This is a genomic window from Tsuneonella sp. CC-YZS046 (assembly GCF_035581365.1).
Lineage (GTDB): Bacteria > Pseudomonadota > Alphaproteobacteria > Sphingomonadales > Sphingomonadaceae > JAWKXU01.
On record NZ_CP141590.1, the window covers coordinates 1,816,487 to 1,833,490 of the forward strand.

The following is a 17,004-nucleotide window of genomic DNA, read 5'->3' on the forward strand; positions in this document are numbered from 1 at the left end:
TGCCCCGAGGGGCGAACTCCTATATCGTTCGACGAAATCATCTGCCAGGCAGGCAGGATACAACCGCAGGAAGCAGCGCTTCGGGAGACTGCAAATGGCGACACAGATCAAGGCTCCGGCCGAATCTGTGAATGTGACGGAGGAGATGCTTCCGAAACTGGTGGATCGCATTCCGCCGATACCGCGAATCGAGCGGATGCATGGTCCGATCACGCAGCGCATCCTGCGGCGATTCTACATCCTTCAGGCATTGGTGTTCGTCGTCGGCCTGCTGCCCATCGCCCTCGGCATGAGCGCGCAATGGAAGGCCTTCGGGCTTGGGCTTATCCTGCCCGGCGGAGGCTTCTTCTATGCCGGCGGCATTGCCGGCGCCTTGTTCGGCCTGCTTTCGGTGGCGGCCTTTGCGGTCATCATGTTCATCTGGTGGGCGCGCGGGGTGGTGCTCGGCCCGCCGGGAGTGATGGTCGGAACCGCACTGCTCGCCGCGGCATGGGTCGGCGATGGGTCCGGCGTAAAAGCCATGGAGTATGTCGTTCCCGCAGCATTCCTGGGCCTGCATCTTTACCTGGCAGTCGGCCGCCGCCAAAAATTCGCTGAGGCGCAGAAGCGCGCGGAAGGTCACAACAAGGCCATCGAGAAGGCGGAGCCGGTCCTTCGGGATCGCCCGATCGTCGCATCGCCGGAAATGCCCGACGGACAAGTCGCGGAATTTCGCCGGATGCTCGATCTCGCCCTCCAGCCGGTCGACAGCTGGGAAGGCTTCAATTTCAACGACACCTGGCAGGATGGCGCGCTCCGCTACCAGATCTGCACGATGTCCTGGAATCTGTCGTTCGGGCAATACACGCAGCTTCCCGCCTTCCACGGCTATCTGAACACTGCGCAGGAAAACCTGATCCGCAAGCATATCCACCGGAACACCTGGAATTACTGGTATTGGGAAAGCATCTGGGGCAACCTGCGCATCGACAAGAACCCGGTGCATATCGACAATATCATGCTATCGGGCTTCCTCGGCGTATCCCTCGGCCTGTTCGAAACCGCCAGCGGCACGTCGCCTTTCCGCGAGCCAGGCTCCCTGACATTCCGCTGGGACGAGAACACCGCCTTTCCCTACAGCCACGAAACCATGCTGGGCGAAATCGTGAAGAACGCCAAGCGCTACGACTATGGCTGGTTCCCGTGCGAGCCGCGCTGGATCTATTCCATGTGCAATCTCGTGGGCCTGACCGCGCTGGAATTGCACGATGCGCGGCATGGAACCAAGATGGCCGAGGAGATCGGCAAGCGTTTCGAGCAGACCATGGAAGAGGAAATGATGCTGCCCGACGGCCGCATCCGCGTCTGCACTTCCAGCACCTTCGGCTTCACCGTGCCGAGCCTCTCGGGACTGTTCGGGGAAACATGGGGCATCCGCTTCCTGACACCCCATGCGCCGGAACAGGCGGAACGGCTCTGGCAAGTGCTGAAGCGCGATTTCATGTCGGTGAATGAGAAGGGCCGCCTCGATTTCCGCCTGCTTCCGCTGGGCTGGGATACGCGCAAGCCCGCAAATTTCTCTTCATCGCAATGGCCCGAGCTGAACCCGCTCATCATGGTGCTGTGGGCCGCGCTCGAAATGGGCGACGAGCCGATCATCCAGGCCACCCGCCTGACCATCGACGAGCGCTACGGCGAAGGGATTGCCGACGCGATGACCTGGACCCGCGCCAACACCGTGCGCGACATGGTCAATCGCGGCCTGCCGCAAGCCTGGCGAACCGGCCCGATCCTGAGCGAGGCACGCTATCCCGAGGTGATCGTCACCCGGGCGGTCACGGACGGCGAAGCGCTCGAACTGGTGCTGCGCGCCGGGGGTGAAGCGGGCACGACCGAACTGGGCCTAGACCGGCTTGTGCCCGGCAAGAGCTACCATATCCGCCAGACAGGCGCCAATCTGACGGCGGACAGCCAGGGCAAGGCCCGCTTCACGATCCCGCTGGCGGGCCGCGTGGAGTTGACCATCGTGCCCCAGGGCTGAACGCGGGTATCTGCCCATGATGTGCTGCGTCATAGCTGCCTTCCTCTTCGCGCAGGCGATGGCCGTGTTGCGGCGGTGGGGTATCTATTGGGGCGTGGTTCGGGCAGGCGCGGGCGAAGAGGACTTGCCCACATTGCTGGGCGCGCTCCGCCGCATCTTCGCGCGGCCGGCGGTGCGCGTTGCAATCGTGGCTATCGCCGTGGTGGAGATAGGCGGTGTGGCGACCTGGCTTTATGTCGATCACGGAGATCACATAGCCGGTATCGTAGGGAGCACATTGGCCCCGGCAGCGACCGCCCGCACCGATGCCGTGAAAATCTGCGGCGACGGCGATGGAACAACGCTGGTGACGCTGGCCCAGCTCGAGGCCGGCCTGCCTCTGCAATACCGGCCCGCCCGGCCCTGAACCTCTTCAAGAAACAGAGATTGGATCGAACATGCAGGACGACGCGGGGCTTGCCGGGAAGACCCTTGTGCTCACGGGCGCCACGGCCGGAATCGGCAAGGCGATTGCCCGGCAGGCCGCATCCGCGGGAGCCCGGCTCGTGCTGGTCGCGCGCGGCGAAGAGAAACTCGCCCAAACCATCGCAGCCCTTCCACCGGCATCCGAGGTCAAGGCGATTGCAGGCTGCGTCACCGATGGCGAAACCGCTCAGCGGGCATTCGCAGCGGCGCAGGCCATGGGCGGCTGCGACGTGCTGGTCAACAATGCCGGGATTTTCCCCACCGCGCTGCTCGCCGACACGGGCGAGGCCCTGGCGGAACAGGTGATGCAGGTGAATTTCTTCGGCACCTTCCACTTCTGCCGCACCTTCGTGCCCGCGATGATCGCCAGGGGCGGCGGCAGCGTGATCAACGTCACCTCCATCGCCGCGCGGGCGCCCACGCCCGGTCTGTCGGTCTATGCCGCCAGCAAGGGCGCGGTGGAGGCTTTCACCCGCGCCATCGCCGCCGAAGCCGCGCCGCATGTGCGGATCAACTGCCTGTCCCCCGGGCCGACGCGGACGGAAACCGTCGTCGCGCTGGAAGCGGATGACAATACCGGCGCCGTGGCGGAAGTGACGAAGGCGATTCCGCTGGCCCGCTATGCCGATTGCGATGAAATCGCCGATGGCGTGCTGTTTCTGGCGGGCCCGCGCTCATCGTGGATGACCGGGCAGACCCTGCAGGTTAATGGCGGCGTATTGATGGCGTGATGGCCTGGCGTGGCGCGAAGCCCGCGGCCAGAATATCCACCATGCCCTCCGCAATCTCGCTCGCGGGGCGTGCCCCGCCGGGCTCGTGCCAGCGCGCGGGCCAGTTGAGCGCTCCGGCAAGCGTAAAGGCAAGCAGCTTGGGATCGCTGGTCGAGATGGTGCAGTCAGCAATCGCTTCGTCGATCAGTTCGCGCAGCGCCGTATCTATCTTGCGCTTGAGCCCGCGAAACTGCTTGCGGCCATTCTCCGACAAGGTTTCCTCGCCGGTGCGGATCACGCAGCGGCCGAAATCGTCCATGTTGATCTCGGCATAGCGCCGCAGGAAACTGCACAGGCGATCCTTCCCCGTCCCTTCCTCGCGCCGCGCGATCTCCGCCGCTTCCAGCAATTGCTCCAGCCCGATGGTGACGCATTCGAGCAGCACCTGCTCCTTGTTGCCAAGATAATGGTAGATCGTCGGCTTGGTGATGCCGAGACTGGCGGCGACATCTTCCAGCGAAGTGGCGTGGAAGCCCCGCTCGTTGAACATCTGCACCGCCGCGCGCAGCACCGCCTGCCGCTTCGCCGCGCGTTCTTCCCGCCGCTGCCCAGGCGTCTGGAACGGGGACTCTGGCCTGCTCATGAAACACATCGTGGCTGCATCGATTCACGGTTGACACAAAACCCGTAAGAACACAATATACTCACGAGTATAGAAACTGTCGCGAGGCAGAGAATGATTCTTTCCGAAACGCAGTCCGCAATCCGAGACATGGTCCGCAGCTTCGCGCAGGAGCGGATCAGGCCGAATGCCCCGGCATACGAGGCGGCGAAGGCATATCCGCCCGAACTGTATACGGAGCTGGCCGAGCTTGGCCTGATGGGCATGACCGCGCCCGAGGAAGCGGGCGGCGCCGGGGCGGATTACGTATCCTACGCCCTCGCCCTGATGGAAATCGCGGCGGCTGACGGCGCGCTCTCCACCATTCTCAGCATCCAGAACAGCCTGATCGTGTCCGCCCTGCTGAAGGACGGCAACGACGCGCAAAGGGAACGTTTCCTGCCGGACCTGCTGGCGGGTCGCGCTATCGGCGCCTTCGCGCTGACGGAAGCCGACGCCGGCTCCGACGCCTCCGCCCTGCGCACGCGCGCCCGCAAGGCAGAGGGCGGCTACGTGCTGGACGGGGCGAAACAATTCATCAGCTCCGGCAAGATCGCCGGGATCGCCATAGTCTTCGCCGTGACCGATCCGGACGCGGGCAAGCGCGGCATCTCCGGTTTCCTCGTGCCGACCGACACGCCCGGCTACGTCGTGGACAAGGTCGAGCACAAGCTCGGCCAGTATGCGTCCGACACCTGCGCCATCCGGTTCGAGAACATGTTCCTGGATGAGAGCCTGCGCCTCGGCGCGGAAGGGGCCGGATACGGAATCGCCCTTTCCAACCTGGAAGCGGGCCGGATCGGCATCGCCTCGCAATGCATCGGCATGGCGCAGGCGGCGCTGGATATCGCGGTCGCCTATGCCAAGGAACGGACCAGCTTCGGCAAGCCCATCATGCAGCATCAGGCCGTCGGCTTCCGCCTGGCCGATCATGCAGCCCGGCTGGAAGCCGCCCGGCAGCTGGTGCTCCACGCGGCGGCGGTGAAGGACAGCGGCGCGCCCTGCCTCACCGAAGCGAGCATGGCCAAGCTGGTCGCCTCCGAAACCGCCGAAAGCGTGGTGTCCGCCGCCATCCAAACTCTCGGCGGCTACGGCTATCTTGAGGAATTCGGCGTCGCCAAGATCTACCGCGATGTCCGCGTATGCCAGATCTACGAAGGCACATCCGATATCCAGCGGATGGTCATTGCCCGCAATCTTTGAGCGGCATGGAAAAGCGGCTTGATCGCGCGGCGGCGAAGGTCTTCACTATCTTGATTGGGAGATGATCGAAAATGATCGGTTCGACAGCCCGCAGGGCAATCGCAGGCCGCGCTTGCATCATATTTGAAGGAACGCGCGCATGAGCGGGATCGGCATGGCGGCGGCGCTGGAAATCGCCGATCGGGTGGAGCGCTTCGTACGCGAGGAAGTCGTGCCTCATGAGAAGGACCCGCGCCGCGATCATCACAATTGCCCGACCTACGAACTCGTCGCGGAATTGCGGGACAAGGCGCGCGCCGCCGGGGTGATGACGCCGCATATCCTGCCGGACGGCTCCCACCTCAACCAGCGCGAAACCGCGGCCGTGCTGATCCGCACCGGCCTTTCCCCGCTCGGCCCCCTCGCCTGCAACACCGCCGCGCCGGACGAAGGCAATATGTATCTGCTGGGCAAGGTCGGCAGCAAGGAGTTGAAGGAGCGCTTCCTCGCCCCGATGATCTCGGGCGAGAAGACCACAGCCTTCTTCATGACCGAGCCTGCCAGCGAAGGCGGCGCAGGTTCCGACCCTTCCATGATGCAAACCAAATGCTGGCAGGAAGGCAATCACTGGGTGGTCAGCGGGCGCAAGGCCTTCATCACCGGGGCAGAGGGCGCACGGATCGGAATCGTGATGGCCAAGGCGGAAGAAGGCGCCTGCATGTTCCTGGTGGACCTGCCCGATCCGGCCATTCGCATCGATCACATCCCGAACACGATCGACAATTCCATGCCCGGCGGCCATGCCGTGCTGACCATCGACAATCTGCGCATCCCGGCCGATCAGATGCTGGGCGAGGCCGGAGAAGGCTTCAAATATGCGCAGGTCCGCCTCTCGCCCGCACGCCTGTCGCACTGCATGCGCTGGCTGGGCGCCTGCATCCGCGCCAACGAGATCGCGACCGATTATGCCAATCGCCGCGAGGCGTTCCGCAAGCCGCTGATCGATCATGAGGGGGTCGGCTTCATGCTGGCCGAGAACCTGATCGATCTGAAACAGGCCGAACTGATGATAGACTGGTGCGCCGACGTGCTGGACAGCGGCGAGATGGGCGTGCCCGAAAGCTCCATGGCCAAGGTCGCGGTCAGTGAGGGCCTGATGCGCGTGGCGGATCGCTGCGTGCAGGTGATGGGCGGCACGGGTGTCACCGATGACACCATCGTGGAGCAGGTGTTCCGCGAGATCCGCGCCTTCCGCATCTACGACGGCCCAACCGAAGTCCACAAATGGAGCCTGGCCAAGAAGATCCGGCGGGATTGGAAGGCGCTGCAGGCATGAGCGCGCTGGATCAGGACGCCAACGCCGGCACGACTGCGGTTCGCGAGGCCTACCGCTTCGACGAGGCGGCGCTGGACCGTTGGCTGCAAGCCAATGTCGAGGGCTATGCCAGCCCGCTCACGGTGGAGCAGTTCAAGGGCGGCCAATCCAACCCCACTTACAAGCTGGTCACGCCCAGCCGCAGCTATGTGCTGCGCCGCAAACCGCCCGGCCAGATCCTCAAAGGCGCGCACGCGGTGGAGCGCGAGGCGCGCGTGCTCAGCGCTCTCGGCAAGACGGGCTTTCCCGTGGCCCATGTCTATGGGCTTTGCATCGATGAAGGTGTGATCGGCAGCTGGTTCTATGTCATGGAAATGGTCGAGGGCCGGATCTTCTGGGATGCGACCTTCCCCGATGTCGCGCGGGAAGATCGCCCCGCCTATTTCGATGCGATGAATGCGACCATCGCCCGCCTGCACAGCACGGATTATATCGCGCTGGGGCTGGAGGATTACGGCAAGCCCGGCAATTATTTCGCGCGGCAGATCGGGCGCTGGACCAGGCAATATCTGGAAGATGTCGAAGCTGGCCGCAATCCCGACATGGACCGGCTGGTCGAATGGCTGCCCGACAATATTCCGCCCGGCGACGAAACCACTATCGTCCATGGCGATTTCCGCTGCGACAACATGATCTTCCATCCCACAGAACCGCGCGTGATCGCGGTGCTGGACTGGGAGCTTTCGACCCTGGGCCATCCGCTGGCGGACTTCGCCTATCACGCGATGATGTATCAGATGCCGCCCAATATCGTGGCGGGGCTGGCCGGCGTGGACATCGCGGCGCTGAACATCCCGCCGGAGCAGGAATATGTGGCCGCCTATTGTGCCCGCACGGGCCGCGAGGGCATCCCCAACTGGGATTTCTACATCGCCTTCAATTACTTCCGGCTGGCCGCGATCTTCCACGGCATCAAGGGCCGCGTGATCCGCGGAACCGCCGCATCCGCCCATGCCAGGGAACGGGCGGAAAGTTTCCCTGTCCTCGCCCGGCTTGCCCGCGAAGCGATGGAACGGTGCGCCTGAACGGAACGGCAGCCCGGCTGCCATAGGAAATTCGAGGAAAGGACAGAGACAGATGCAGATCGAAGGTTTAGCCGCAATCGTAACCGGCGGCGCTTCCGGGCTTGGCGGAGCGACCGCCGCGATGCTCGCCTCGAAGGGTGCGAAAGTCACCATCTTCGACCTTCAGGATGAAGCCGGGAATGCCCATGCCGCCAGGATCGGCGGCCGCTTCGCCAAGGTCGATGTGACGGATGGTGACAGTGTCGCCAATGCCCTGGCCGAAGCGGAAGCGGCCAATGGTCCGGCTCGCATCCTCGTCAATTGCGCGGGCATTGCCCCGGCGATCAAGACGGTCGGCAAGGAATTCAAGGTTCACCCGCTCGACACCTTCCGCAAGACCGTGGAAGTCAATCTGGTCGGCACCTTCAATGTCCTGTCGCAATTCGCCGCGCAGCTCGCGCAGGCCGAACCCGTGGGCGAGGAACGCGGCGTGATCGTCAACACCGCATCGGTCGCCGCCTTCGACGGCCAGATCGGCCAGATCGCCTATTCCGCATCCAAGGGCGGCGTCGTGGGCCTTACCCTGCCCGCCGCGCGCGATCTTTCCCAGCACCTGATCCGGGTCGTGACCATCGCCCCCGGCATCTTCTGGACACCGATGCTGGCGGGCCTGCCGCAGGCCGCGCAGGATTCGCTCGGCCAGCAGGTTCCCCACCCCAGCCGCCTCGGCAAGCCGGAGGAATATGCCCAGCTTGTCGAAAGCATCGTGACCAATCCGATGCTGAACGGTGAGACCATCCGCCTGGACGGCGCGATCCGGATGGCCCCGCGATGAGCGCCGAGCCGGTCCTGTTCGAACGCGATGGCGCGATTGCCAGGCTGGTCCTCAACCGGCCGGATCAGGGCAATGCGATCGATCTGGGCATGGCGCGGACGCTGTTCGAGGCCGCGGTGCGGTGCGATACTGATGGGTCGATCCGCTGCGTCGTCCTGACCGGGGCCGGGCGTCTTTTCTGCGCGGGCGGAGATGTCGGCGTGATGGCCAAGGCCGGGGATGATGCGCCAGCCGTGGTCGGAGAGCTTGCCAGCACGCTTCACATGGCAGTGGCGCGGCTCGCCCGGATGCGGAAGCCGCTGCTTGTTTTGGTCAACGGCCCGGCGGCAGGCGCGGGGCTGAGCCTCGCCATTGCCGGCGATGTCGTGATCGCCGGGGAGTCCGCGCATTTCACCGCCGCCTATGGCGCGATCGGCCTCAGCCCCGATGGCGGGATGAGCTGGCTGCTGCCGCGCCTGGTGGGCCTGCGCAAGGCGCAGGACATCATCCTCACCAATCGCCGCATCAAGTCGGACGAAGCGGAACGGATCGGACTTGTCACCCGCACGGTGGCCGATGACGCGCTCGCAGCGGAAGGCGAAGCGGCGGCCGGAACGCTTGCCGCATCGGCCACGGCGGCGCTGGGCGCGGCCCGCGCCCTGTTGACCGAGGCCTATACGTCCGGGCTGGAAACCCAGATGGAGCGCGAAGTCCGCGCTATCTCCAACGCCGCAGGCAGCGCCGAATGCAAGGAAGGCCTTGCCGCGCTGTTCGCCAAACGCAAACCCGATTTTGAAGGAGCCGGATCATGAGCGAAGCCTATATCGTCGAAGCAGTGCGCACCGCAGGCGGCCGCCGCAATGGCGGATTGGCCGGTGTCCATCCCAACGACCTGGGCGCCAGGGTGGTCGATGCGCTGCTCGACCGGACCCAGATCGATCCGGCGGCGGTGGATGACGTAATCATCGGCTGCGTCACCCAGGCCGGGGAGCAGTCCTTCGCGCTGGGCCGCAATGTCGTGCTGGCCTCCCGCCTGCCGGTTAGCGTGCCCGCCGTGACCATCGACCGGCAGTGCGGATCGTCCCAGCAGTCGATCCATTTCGCGGCCCAGGCCGTGATGTCCGGCACGCAGGACATGGTCATCGCGGGCGGGGTGGAAAGCATGAGCCGGGTGCCGATGTTCTCCAACTTCATGCTGCACAAGCAGGCCGGGATCGGCACCGCGCCGTGGAGCCAGGCGGTGATGGACCGCTTCGGCGTTGCGGAGTTCAGCCAGTTCACCGGCGCGCAGATGATGGCCGACAAATACGGCTTCTCGCGCGACGACATGGATGAATTTGCGCTATGGAGCCATCAGAAGGCGGCGGCGGCCATAGAAGCAGGCGCCTTCAAGGCGGAGATCGTGCCGGTCGAGACGGAAAACGGCATCTTCGCGCAGGATGAAGGGGTGCGGTTCGATGCCTCGATGGAAGGCATCGGTTCGGTCAAGCCGCTGCAGGAAGGCGGCACCATCACCGCCGCCAATGCCAGCCAGATCAGCGATGGCGCGTCGGGCGCGCTTATCGTCAACGAAAAGGCGCTCAAGGATCACGGGTTGACGCCGATCGCCCGTATCCACAACCTGACCGTCACGGCAGGCGATCCCATCATCATGCTGGAGGAACCGCTCCCCGCCACGCGCAAGGCATTGCAGCGCGCCGGCCTGAGCATCGGCGATATCGACCTGTTCGAAGTGAATGAGGCCTTCGCTTCGGTCCCGCTCGCCTGGATCAAGGAACTGGGCGCGGATCCGGCCAGGCTCAACGTCAACGGCGGGGCGATCGCGCTGGGCCATCCGCTGGGCGCATCGGGCGCCAAGCTGATGGCGACGCTGGTCCACGCCCTGCGTGCGCGCGGCAGGCGCTGGGGTCTGCAGACGATGTGCGAAGGCGGCGGTATCGCCAATGTCACCATCGTGGAGGCACTGTAATGACGCTGAAGACCCGCTTCACGGAATTGCTCGGGATCGAGCATCCCATCGTCCAGGGCGGCATGATGTGGGTCGGCTATGCGGAGCTGGCCGCCGCCGTTTCCAATGCGGGCGGGCTGGGCATCATCACCGCCCTCACCCAGCCGACGCCGGACGATCTGCGCCGCGAGATCGACCGTTGCCGGACGATGACGGACAAGCCCTTCGGCGTGAACCTCACCATCCTGCCCAGCGTCAACCCGCCGCCCTATGCCGAATATCGCCAGGCGATCATCGACAGCGGCGTGACCATCGTCGAAACCGCCGGCTACAAACCGCAGGAGCATGTCGACGAGTTCAAGGCGCATGGGGTCAAGGTGATCCACAAATGCACGGCGGTGCGCCACGCGGTGTCGGCCCAGAGGATGGGCGTGGACGCGATCTCGATCGACGGGTTCGAATGCGCCGGTCATCCCGGTGAGGACGATATTCCGGGCCTGATCCTGATCCCCGCCGCCGCGGACAAGATCACCATCCCGATGATCGCCAGCGGCGGTTTCGGCGACGGGCGCGGGCTGGCGGCCGCGCTGGCGCTGGGTGCGGACGGGATCAACATGGGCACGCGTTTCTGCGCCACGGTGGAGGCGCCGATCCACGACAACATCAAGCAGTTGATCGTCGAGAATGACGAGCGCGCGACCAATCTGATCTTCCGCAAGTTCAAGAACACCGGGCGCGTGGCCAAGACCAGCGTGTCCGACAAGGTGGTGGAGATTTCCAACCAGCCGGATTCCGTGTTCGAGGATATCCGCCCGCTGGTGTCCGGGGCCAAGGGCCGCGAGGCGCTGCAGACCGGCGATGTGGACGCGGGGCTGGTCTGGGCCGGGCAGATTCAGGGCCTGATCCACGACATCCCGACCTGCGAGGAACTGATCGGCCGGATCGTCAGGGATGCGGAGAACATCATTACCGGCAGGCTCGCCAACATGCTCGCGCAGGCAGCATGACGGAAGCGAAGGCCGAACGGCAAGGTCCCCTGCTGGGCGTGCGCGTGCTGGAATTTGCCGGGCTGGGTCCCGCCCCCTTCTGCAGCATGCTGCTGGCGGACATGGGCGCGGACATCATCCGCATCGACCGCCCCGGGCAGGGACCGGACCCGCGCGACGTGACGTGGCGCGGACGCCGCTCGCTGGCGCTGGATCTCAAGCGGCCGGAAGACCTCGAAACCTGCCTGGCAGCAGCGGACCGGGCCGATGTGCTGATCGAAGGCTTCCGCCCCGGCGTGATGGAGCGGCTTGGCCTGGGGCCGGAGCAGATCCATGCCCGCAATCCGCGCCTGGTCTATGCGCGGATGACCGGCTGGGGCCAGACCGGCCCTCTCGCCCATACGGCCGGGCACGACATCAACTACATCGCCCTGACCGGAGCGCTCGCCGAAATGGGCATTCCGGGCACGCCCCCCTCCCCGCCGCTCAATCTCGTCGGAGATTTCGGCGGCGGCGCGCTCTACCTCGCCTTCGGTATCGTGTCAGCGCTACTGGAACGCACCCGCTCCGGCCAGGGGCAAGTGATTGACGCCGCCATCGTGGATGGCACCGCGTCGCTGATGTCTTTCTTTCAGGGGATTTCCGCCAGCGGGTGGACCGAAATGGGCCGGACCCGCAATTTCCTGGCCGGTCAGGCCCCCTATTACGGCACCTATGCCTGCGCCGACGGCAAATATGTCGCGGTGGGTCCGCTCGAGCCGCAGTTCTTCGCCATTCTGGCGGACAAGCTCGAACTCGATCCGGCGCTGTTCGCAAATCGTGAAGACCCGGCGAACTGGGCCAAGGGACGCGAGGCGCTCGCCGCCATCTTCGCCTGGCGCACACGCGACGAATGGTGCGAATTGCTGGAAGGGACCGACGCCTGCTTCTCGCCGGTGCTCGAACTCGAAGAAGCGCCGCATCATCCACATATGGCGGCGCGCGGCATCTATTTCGAGCAGGGCGGCGTCATCCAACCTGTTCCTGCGCCTCGCTTTTCCCGCACCCCAGGCAAGGCCGGAGCGCGCCCCTGCGCCGCCGGGGAAGGCGGGATGGAAGCCCTTGCCGAGTGGGACGTGATCCCCCGGGACTGAACCGGAGCGCAGCTATTCGGCCGCCTCGAGATGCTCCAGGCGATAGAATGTCCGGCCGTTGCGCACCTCACGCCCGGCTATGGTCGCGCCATAGATGGAAACGGCCTGATCCTCGCTGATGACGCCATTGTTGAGATCCGCCTCCACGGCCTGCGGATCGCGCTTCCGCGGATTGCCGTAGCCGCCGCCGCCGGGTGACGCGAGGCGGACCTTGTCGCCCGCATGCAGCGGAAGCTTTTCCGCCTTGCTGCGAAAGGGCGGGATGACTTCCTTGCCATCGATCACCAGCCTGACCTGGTTGGATTGCGCCTTGCCTCCGCCGCCGATGCCGAACGGGCTGTAATCCACCCGGTCACCCAGAATGCTGATGGTGCAATCGGCCAGCGCCTCGATCCCATAGGCCGTGCCGCAGCCGCCGCGATGCTCGCCCGCACCGCCCGATTCTTCGCGAATGGCGAGATATTCGAACCGCACCGGATAGCGATGCTCCGACATCTCGACCGACATGAAGCGCGCCATCGATCCTGGCGGCGTGCCATTAACCAGCCCGTCGGATTCCCGGCTCCCGCCATAGCCGCCCGGATAGGGATAGACCGCCACGAAATAGCCGCCGGTTTCCGGCCTGTTTCCGGTGATCGTCAGCACGCCGGTGGTGCCGAAAGGCGCCGCTGGAACCTGCTCCGGGATCGCCTGCGCCAGCGCGCCGAACACGACATCCACCACGCGCTGGGTAACGTCCGTGGTGCCGCCAACCGGAACGGGATATTGCGCCGACAGGATGGACGGGCGCGGGATATGAAAGCCGATGGGTCGGAACGCCCCGCCATTCACCGGCACATCCGGGAACACATGCTTGATCGCCACCAGGCACATCGACATGGCGGTGCTGTCCGAAATATTCATCGGACCACGCGCCTTCTCCTCCGTGCCGGTGAAATCCATCAGGATGGAATCACCTTCCACCTTCAGCGTCACCACCACCTTGAGCGGGCGGTCTTCTACTCCGTCATTGTCAAACCAGTCTTCGAAACGATAGGAGCCATCCGGAATTTCCGCGATGTAGGAGCGCATCTGCCGTTCCGACCGGTCGAGGATTTCCGCGATGCATTCCTGCAGCGTTTCCACGCCATAACGCTCGATCAGATTGTCCAGCCCCCGCGCGCCCACAGTGAAGACGTTCATCATGGCTGCCAGATCGCCCTCGAGTTGGCGCGGCAGACGGACATTGGCCTTGATAATGGTGAGAACGCCGTCGTTGAAGCGGCCCTGATCGCACAGCTTCATCGGCGGGATGATGATCCCTTCCTGATGGATCTCGGTGGCAGACGGCGCCCAGCCACCCGGCACGCTGCCGCCCATGTCCATCCAGTGGCCGGTATTGGCGAACAGGCCGAACGGCTTTCCGTCCACGAATACCGGCTTCACCAGCACGACGTCGTTGAGATGGGTGCCGCTGATATAGGGATCGTTGACGATCCACAGATCGCCGTCGCGAAAACCGCCCTGCTGCTTCGCCACCGCGATCACGCGCTGCACCGTCCATTGCATGCTGGCGAGGAACAGCGGCAATCCATAGCTGCCCTGTGCGATAGTCTCGCCGGTTTCAGCGTCATAGAGGCCATGTGCGCAATCATTGGTTTCCGAAATGATCGGCGACAGCGCCGCGCGGATCAGATGGAGATCCATCTCATCGGTGATCTGTTCCAGCGCGCCGCGCACCACCGAAAGGGTAACGGGATCAGCCATCACGCCATCTCCACCAATATATTGCCTGCCACGTCCACCCTCGCCACCATATCAGGTTCTATCACAGTCGTGGTATCCGCCTGCTCGATAATCGCCGGGCCTGAAAAATGCTGCCCCGGCTTCAGGAACTCGCGCTGATAGATCGGCGTATCGAGCCAGCTTTCGAAGCGCACCTTGCGGTATGCCTGAGGGACCGCTTCGCCCGGGGAAAGTTCTTGCGCGGGGGTTGTGCCACCCCGGTTGCGCTCCCCATGCACCGTGGTCTTGAGGCTCACCAGCGTCACCGGCAGATCGCCCGGCGCATCGCCATTTTCCCGCGCATAGACTTCGCGGAAGCCTTCAGCCATGCGCTCCGGCGACCAATCCGCCTGGATCGGCACGCGCAGGCTGTGGATCTGCCCGGCGAAGGACATCAGCGCGACATGCTCGACGAGGCTGCGCTCAATATCGTTGGCGGAAATGGCGAGCTTGCGCTCCCCCTCCTCGCGCTGCGATTTCAGGGCCGCCGCGGTCCATGCGGCGTCGATTTCCGCCGTAGGGCGCTCGACCGTCAGCGACATGTCGTAGCGGATATCGGCGATGGCGCAGCCGAGCGCGCATTGCACACCGGGATGCGGCGGCAGCAGCATGGTCTTGATGCCAACCTCGCGCATGATCGCAGCGCCGTGCAGCGGCCCTGCCCCGCCAAAGATCACCAGTGCGAAATCGCGCGGATCGTGGCCCTGCTCCACCGTCAGCAGCCGGGTCCGCCCGGCCATGGTGTGATTGACCAGCGTGAGGATCGCCAACGCGGTTTCTTCCGCATCGAGGCCGATCTGCGCCCCAAGCTCGCCCAGCGCCTTGCGCGCCGTGTCGACATCCAAGCGGTCTATATTCTTGAGGCCAATCGGATTTTCCGGATTGATCCGGGCCAGCACCGCGTTGGCGTCGGCCACCGTGGGCCGGGTGCCGCCCCGTCCGAAGCAGACCGGCCCCGGCACCGCGCCCGCGCTTTCCGGCCCGACCTTGAGCATACCCCCCCGGTCGAGCGAGGCGATGGACCCACCGCCCGCGCCAATGGTATGCACGTCGATCATCGGCAGGCGCAACGGTATGCGGAAATCCAGCTCGGTCGTCTCGGCGACCGGCGGCTGGCCGTCGACCACCACCGCCACGTCGTAGCTGGTCCCGCCCATGTCGCCGGTGATGATCTTGTTGAAGCCGGCCTCGCTGGCGAGGCGCGCGGCGGCCATGACCCCTGCCGCCGGGCCGGAGCGCACGATGTTGGCGGCCCTTTCAGGCAGGGTGGCCAGCGGCACCAGGCCGCCGTTGGATTGCATCACCAGCGTCTGCGCGGAATAGCCGCCATCGGCCAGCCGGCTCTGGAGCCGTTCCGCATAGCGGGAAACGAGGGGCTGCAGATATGCCTGCACCGTGGCGGTGCTGGTACGCTCGAACTCGTAATATTCGCGCACCACATCGCTGGAAATCACCACCTGCCAATCGTTGCGGGCGGCACGCAGGATTTCGGCCGTGCGCCGCTCATGCTCCGGATTAGCGTAGGAATGGAGATAGGAGACGACGACCGCCTCCAACTCCATCCGGGCCAGCGCCGAGGCGAGCGCCCTTACCGCTTCCTCGTCCAGTGGCGTGACCACATTGCCTTCATGGTCCATCCGTTCCGCCACTTCCCAGCGCTGGCTGCGCGGGATCAGCGGATTGTGCGCGCCAGTCAGCCCATAGCTGCGCTGGCGGTCGCGGCGGCCAAGCTCCAGAATGTCGCGAAAGCCTTCGGTGGTAATCAGCGCGACCCGGGCGCCCTTGCGCTCGATCACCGCATTGGTGGCGATGGTGGTGCCGTGCAGGATCAGGGACAATTCGCCCGGCGCCACCCCGGATGCTTCCAGCGCATCGGCCAGGCCGCGCGACGGATCGTCAGGCGTGGACGGGACTTTCACCACACGGTCGGGCTGTCCGCCGCCCGGGCTGAGATAAAGGTCGGTGAAGGTTCCGCCGACATCGATACCAACAATCGCACTCATTACCTTCAGCCTGCCCTTCCCGTTTCGCGCCGGTATCGCGACCAGTCATGGACCGGCCACATGTCCTGATCCTCGCCATGGCCGGTCTTGCCGTTGATGGACCATTCCATCAGTCCGTTATGATCGATGAAGCTGTGGCGGATCAGCGTGATCCCGCTCAGCTTCTTGCCTTCCGCCTCCAGCCTGCGGCCATATTCGTCCACGCCCTCGATAAGGATGCGCTCGACGAAGCCTGTTCGCGGATCGCGCTCGACGCGGCGCATGCCTTCCACCAGATCGCCGATCTCGCCATCCTTGATCATGAAGCCATAAGCGAGCTGTTCGGACAGCTCGTTGGCCTTGGTCACGAACAGGAAGCAATCGTCGGGCGAGGCGATGCCGGTGACATAGGCGCTCTTGCGAGGGCGATGCTCAGGGCGCGGACCCCAGCTGCGGTCACGCATGGCCAGGCAATCCACCGCGATCTCCTCGCCGTGCAAATGCAGCTTGCCGGTCACCCGCCCGAACTGGTCGAAATGGGTCAGGTCCCCGAAAGCAGAACCGGGCTTGCGCAGCGGGCGCGGCGGCATCACCGCCTCGAAGCACAGGTCGGCCTTCAGCAGGTCGCCGTCCTCATAGCCGATCCGATAGACCTTCAGCGGCTCCAGCGTCTTGAGCGACACCCCGTTGCGGAGCGTTATGTCGTTCAGGTCCGCATCTTCCTGCAGCGGCATGACGGTAAGGTTGCTGGAATAGGGCACTTCCCACGGCAAGGTCGCGCTATCGTCCCACACCCAGGCGCCGCCCGATACCGTGCCGATATTGGGCCGGATCATGTTGTAGAACCAGCCGCCCATCTTGCGCTCCGGAATGCAGAAGGAAAACCAAGCCGTTTCCGTCATCCACCAGCGGTCGCCCATCTGGGCGAAATGGAAATTGTCGTCGCTCGCCATTATCTCG

15 protein-coding genes are annotated in these 17,004 nt (G+C 64.8%); 11 read left to right on the forward strand and 4 right to left on the reverse strand.

The annotated features are described in order from the left end of the window. Nucleotides 1–94: 94 nt before the first annotated feature. Genes U8326_RS08990 through U8326_RS09000 form a run of 3 tightly spaced genes read left to right on the forward strand, consistent with a single transcriptional unit; the run spans nt 95 to nt 3,216 of the window. Nucleotides 95–2,020 (forward strand): hypothetical protein, encoded by a 1,926-nt coding sequence (locus U8326_RS08990; protein ID WP_324739829.1) that lies wholly within the window; start codon nt 95–97, stop codon nt 2,018–2,020. A gap of 16 nt (nt 2,021–2,036) precedes the next feature. Beyond that, nucleotides 2,037–2,426: a hypothetical protein gene (locus U8326_RS08995; protein ID WP_324739831.1), complete on the forward strand. Its 390-nt coding sequence runs from the start codon at nt 2,037–2,039 to the stop codon at nt 2,424–2,426. Nucleotides 2,427–2,457: 31 nt separating this feature from the next. Next, on the forward strand, nt 2,458–3,216 hold the full coding sequence (locus U8326_RS09000) for an SDR family oxidoreductase (protein ID WP_324739832.1): 759 nt from the start codon (nt 2,458–2,460) through the stop codon (nt 3,214–3,216). On the opposite strand, the gene U8326_RS09005 is transcribed toward U8326_RS09000, so the two are convergent. Next, the gene (locus tag U8326_RS09005) at nt 3,191–3,838 is read right to left on the reverse strand and encodes a TetR/AcrR family transcriptional regulator (protein WP_324739834.1); all 648 of its coding nucleotides are present in this window, start codon (nt 3,836–3,838) and stop codon (nt 3,191–3,193) included. The two genes, U8326_RS09000 and U8326_RS09005, sit on opposite strands and share 26 nt — an antisense overlap. 93 nt (nt 3,839–3,931) lie before the next feature. Here U8326_RS09005 and U8326_RS09010 point away from each other — a divergent pair, with 93 nt between their 5' ends. The 8 genes from U8326_RS09010 (at nt 3,932) to U8326_RS09045 (ending at nt 12,298) form a co-directional block, all read left to right on the forward strand. Continuing rightward, on the forward strand, nt 3,932–5,059 hold the full coding sequence (locus tag U8326_RS09010; RefSeq protein WP_324739835.1) for an acyl-CoA dehydrogenase family protein: 1,128 nt from the start codon (nt 3,932–3,934) through the stop codon (nt 5,057–5,059). Nucleotides 5,060–5,198: 139 nt separating this feature from the next. Next, a complete protein-coding gene (locus U8326_RS09015; protein WP_324739836.1) occupies nt 5,199–6,374 on the forward strand; it encodes an acyl-CoA dehydrogenase family protein in 1,176 nt (391 codons plus the stop codon). Next, entirely contained in the window at nt 6,371–7,438 is a 1,068-nt protein-coding gene (locus tag U8326_RS09020; RefSeq protein WP_324739838.1) for a phosphotransferase, read from the forward strand. Before U8326_RS09015 ends, U8326_RS09020 begins: the two co-directional genes overlap by 4 nt. 52 nt (nt 7,439–7,490) lie before the next feature. After that, nucleotides 7,491–8,252: an SDR family NAD(P)-dependent oxidoreductase gene (locus U8326_RS09025; RefSeq protein ID WP_324739840.1), complete on the forward strand. Its 762-nt coding sequence runs from the start codon at nt 7,491–7,493 to the stop codon at nt 8,250–8,252. Next, nucleotides 8,249–9,043: an enoyl-CoA hydratase/isomerase family protein gene (locus tag U8326_RS09030; protein ID WP_324739842.1), complete on the forward strand. Its 795-nt coding sequence runs from the start codon at nt 8,249–8,251 to the stop codon at nt 9,041–9,043. The genes U8326_RS09025 and U8326_RS09030 overlap by 4 nt, the downstream gene beginning before the upstream one ends. Beyond that, entirely contained in the window at nt 9,040–10,200 is a 1,161-nt protein-coding gene (locus tag U8326_RS09035; protein WP_324739844.1) for an acetyl-CoA C-acetyltransferase, read from the forward strand. The genes U8326_RS09030 and U8326_RS09035 overlap by 4 nt, the downstream gene beginning before the upstream one ends. Beyond that, nucleotides 10,200–11,186 (forward strand): nitronate monooxygenase family protein, encoded by a 987-nt coding sequence (locus U8326_RS09040; RefSeq protein WP_324739846.1) that lies wholly within the window; start codon nt 10,200–10,202, stop codon nt 11,184–11,186. Before U8326_RS09035 ends, U8326_RS09040 begins: the two co-directional genes overlap by 1 nt. Further along, a complete protein-coding gene (locus tag U8326_RS09045) occupies nt 11,183–12,298 on the forward strand; it encodes a CaiB/BaiF CoA-transferase family protein (protein WP_324739848.1) in 1,116 nt (371 codons plus the stop codon). The genes U8326_RS09040 and U8326_RS09045 overlap by 4 nt, the downstream gene beginning before the upstream one ends. Nucleotides 12,299–12,310: 12 nt before the next feature. Here U8326_RS09045 and U8326_RS09050 read toward each other — a convergent pair whose 3' ends face one another. The 3 genes from U8326_RS09050 to U8326_RS09060 are packed head-to-tail and all read right to left on the reverse strand — an operon-like array spanning nt 12,311 to nt 16,997. Next, nucleotides 12,311–14,044, reverse strand: coding sequence for a hydantoinase B/oxoprolinase family protein (locus U8326_RS09050; protein WP_324739849.1), 1,734 nt, complete (start codon nt 14,042–14,044; stop codon nt 12,311–12,313). Beyond that, nucleotides 14,044–16,065: a hydantoinase/oxoprolinase family protein gene (locus U8326_RS09055; protein ID WP_324739850.1), complete on the reverse strand. Its 2,022-nt coding sequence runs from the start codon at nt 16,063–16,065 to the stop codon at nt 14,044–14,046. Before U8326_RS09055 ends, U8326_RS09050 begins: the two co-directional genes overlap by 1 nt. A gap of 5 nt (nt 16,066–16,070) precedes the next feature. Then, nucleotides 16,071–16,997 carry a DUF7065 domain-containing protein gene (locus tag U8326_RS09060; protein ID WP_324739851.1) on the reverse strand — a complete coding sequence of 309 codons (927 nt, stop codon included), beginning with the start codon at nt 16,995–16,997 and terminating at the stop codon, nt 16,071–16,073. Nucleotides 16,998–17,004 lie beyond the last annotated feature (7 nt).

Coding starts and splice junctions, on each gene's coding strand:
- U8326_RS09045 (WP_324739848.1), top strand. CDS start 11,183: ATGACGGAAGCGAAGGCCGAACGGCAAGGTCCCCTGCTGGGCGTGCGC.
- U8326_RS09050 (WP_324739849.1), bottom strand. CDS start 14,044: ATGGCTGATCCCGTTACCCTTTCGGTGGTGCGCGGCGCGCTGGAACAG.
- U8326_RS09060 (WP_324739851.1), bottom strand. CDS start 16,997: ATGGCGAGCGACGACAATTTCCATTTCGCCCAGATGGGCGACCGCTGG.
- U8326_RS08995 (WP_324739831.1), top strand. CDS start 2,037: ATGATGTGCTGCGTCATAGCTGCCTTCCTCTTCGCGCAGGCGATGGCC.
- U8326_RS09025 (WP_324739840.1), top strand. CDS start 7,491: ATGCAGATCGAAGGTTTAGCCGCAATCGTAACCGGCGGCGCTTCCGGG.
- U8326_RS09030 (WP_324739842.1), top strand. CDS start 8,249: ATGAGCGCCGAGCCGGTCCTGTTCGAACGCGATGGCGCGATTGCCAGG.
- U8326_RS09010 (WP_324739835.1), top strand. CDS start 3,932: ATGATTCTTTCCGAAACGCAGTCCGCAATCCGAGACATGGTCCGCAGC.
- U8326_RS09035 (WP_324739844.1), top strand. CDS start 9,040: ATGAGCGAAGCCTATATCGTCGAAGCAGTGCGCACCGCAGGCGGCCGC.
- U8326_RS09005 (WP_324739834.1), bottom strand. CDS start 3,838: ATGAGCAGGCCAGAGTCCCCGTTCCAGACGCCTGGGCAGCGGCGGGAA.
- U8326_RS09055 (WP_324739850.1), bottom strand. CDS start 16,065: ATGAGTGCGATTGTTGGTATCGATGTCGGCGGAACCTTCACCGACCTT.
- U8326_RS09040 (WP_324739846.1), top strand. CDS start 10,200: ATGACGCTGAAGACCCGCTTCACGGAATTGCTCGGGATCGAGCATCCC.
- U8326_RS08990 (WP_324739829.1), top strand. CDS start 95: ATGGCGACACAGATCAAGGCTCCGGCCGAATCTGTGAATGTGACGGAG.
- U8326_RS09000 (WP_324739832.1), top strand. CDS start 2,458: ATGCAGGACGACGCGGGGCTTGCCGGGAAGACCCTTGTGCTCACGGGC.
- U8326_RS09015 (WP_324739836.1), top strand. CDS start 5,199: ATGAGCGGGATCGGCATGGCGGCGGCGCTGGAAATCGCCGATCGGGTG.
- U8326_RS09020 (WP_324739838.1), top strand. CDS start 6,371: ATGAGCGCGCTGGATCAGGACGCCAACGCCGGCACGACTGCGGTTCGC.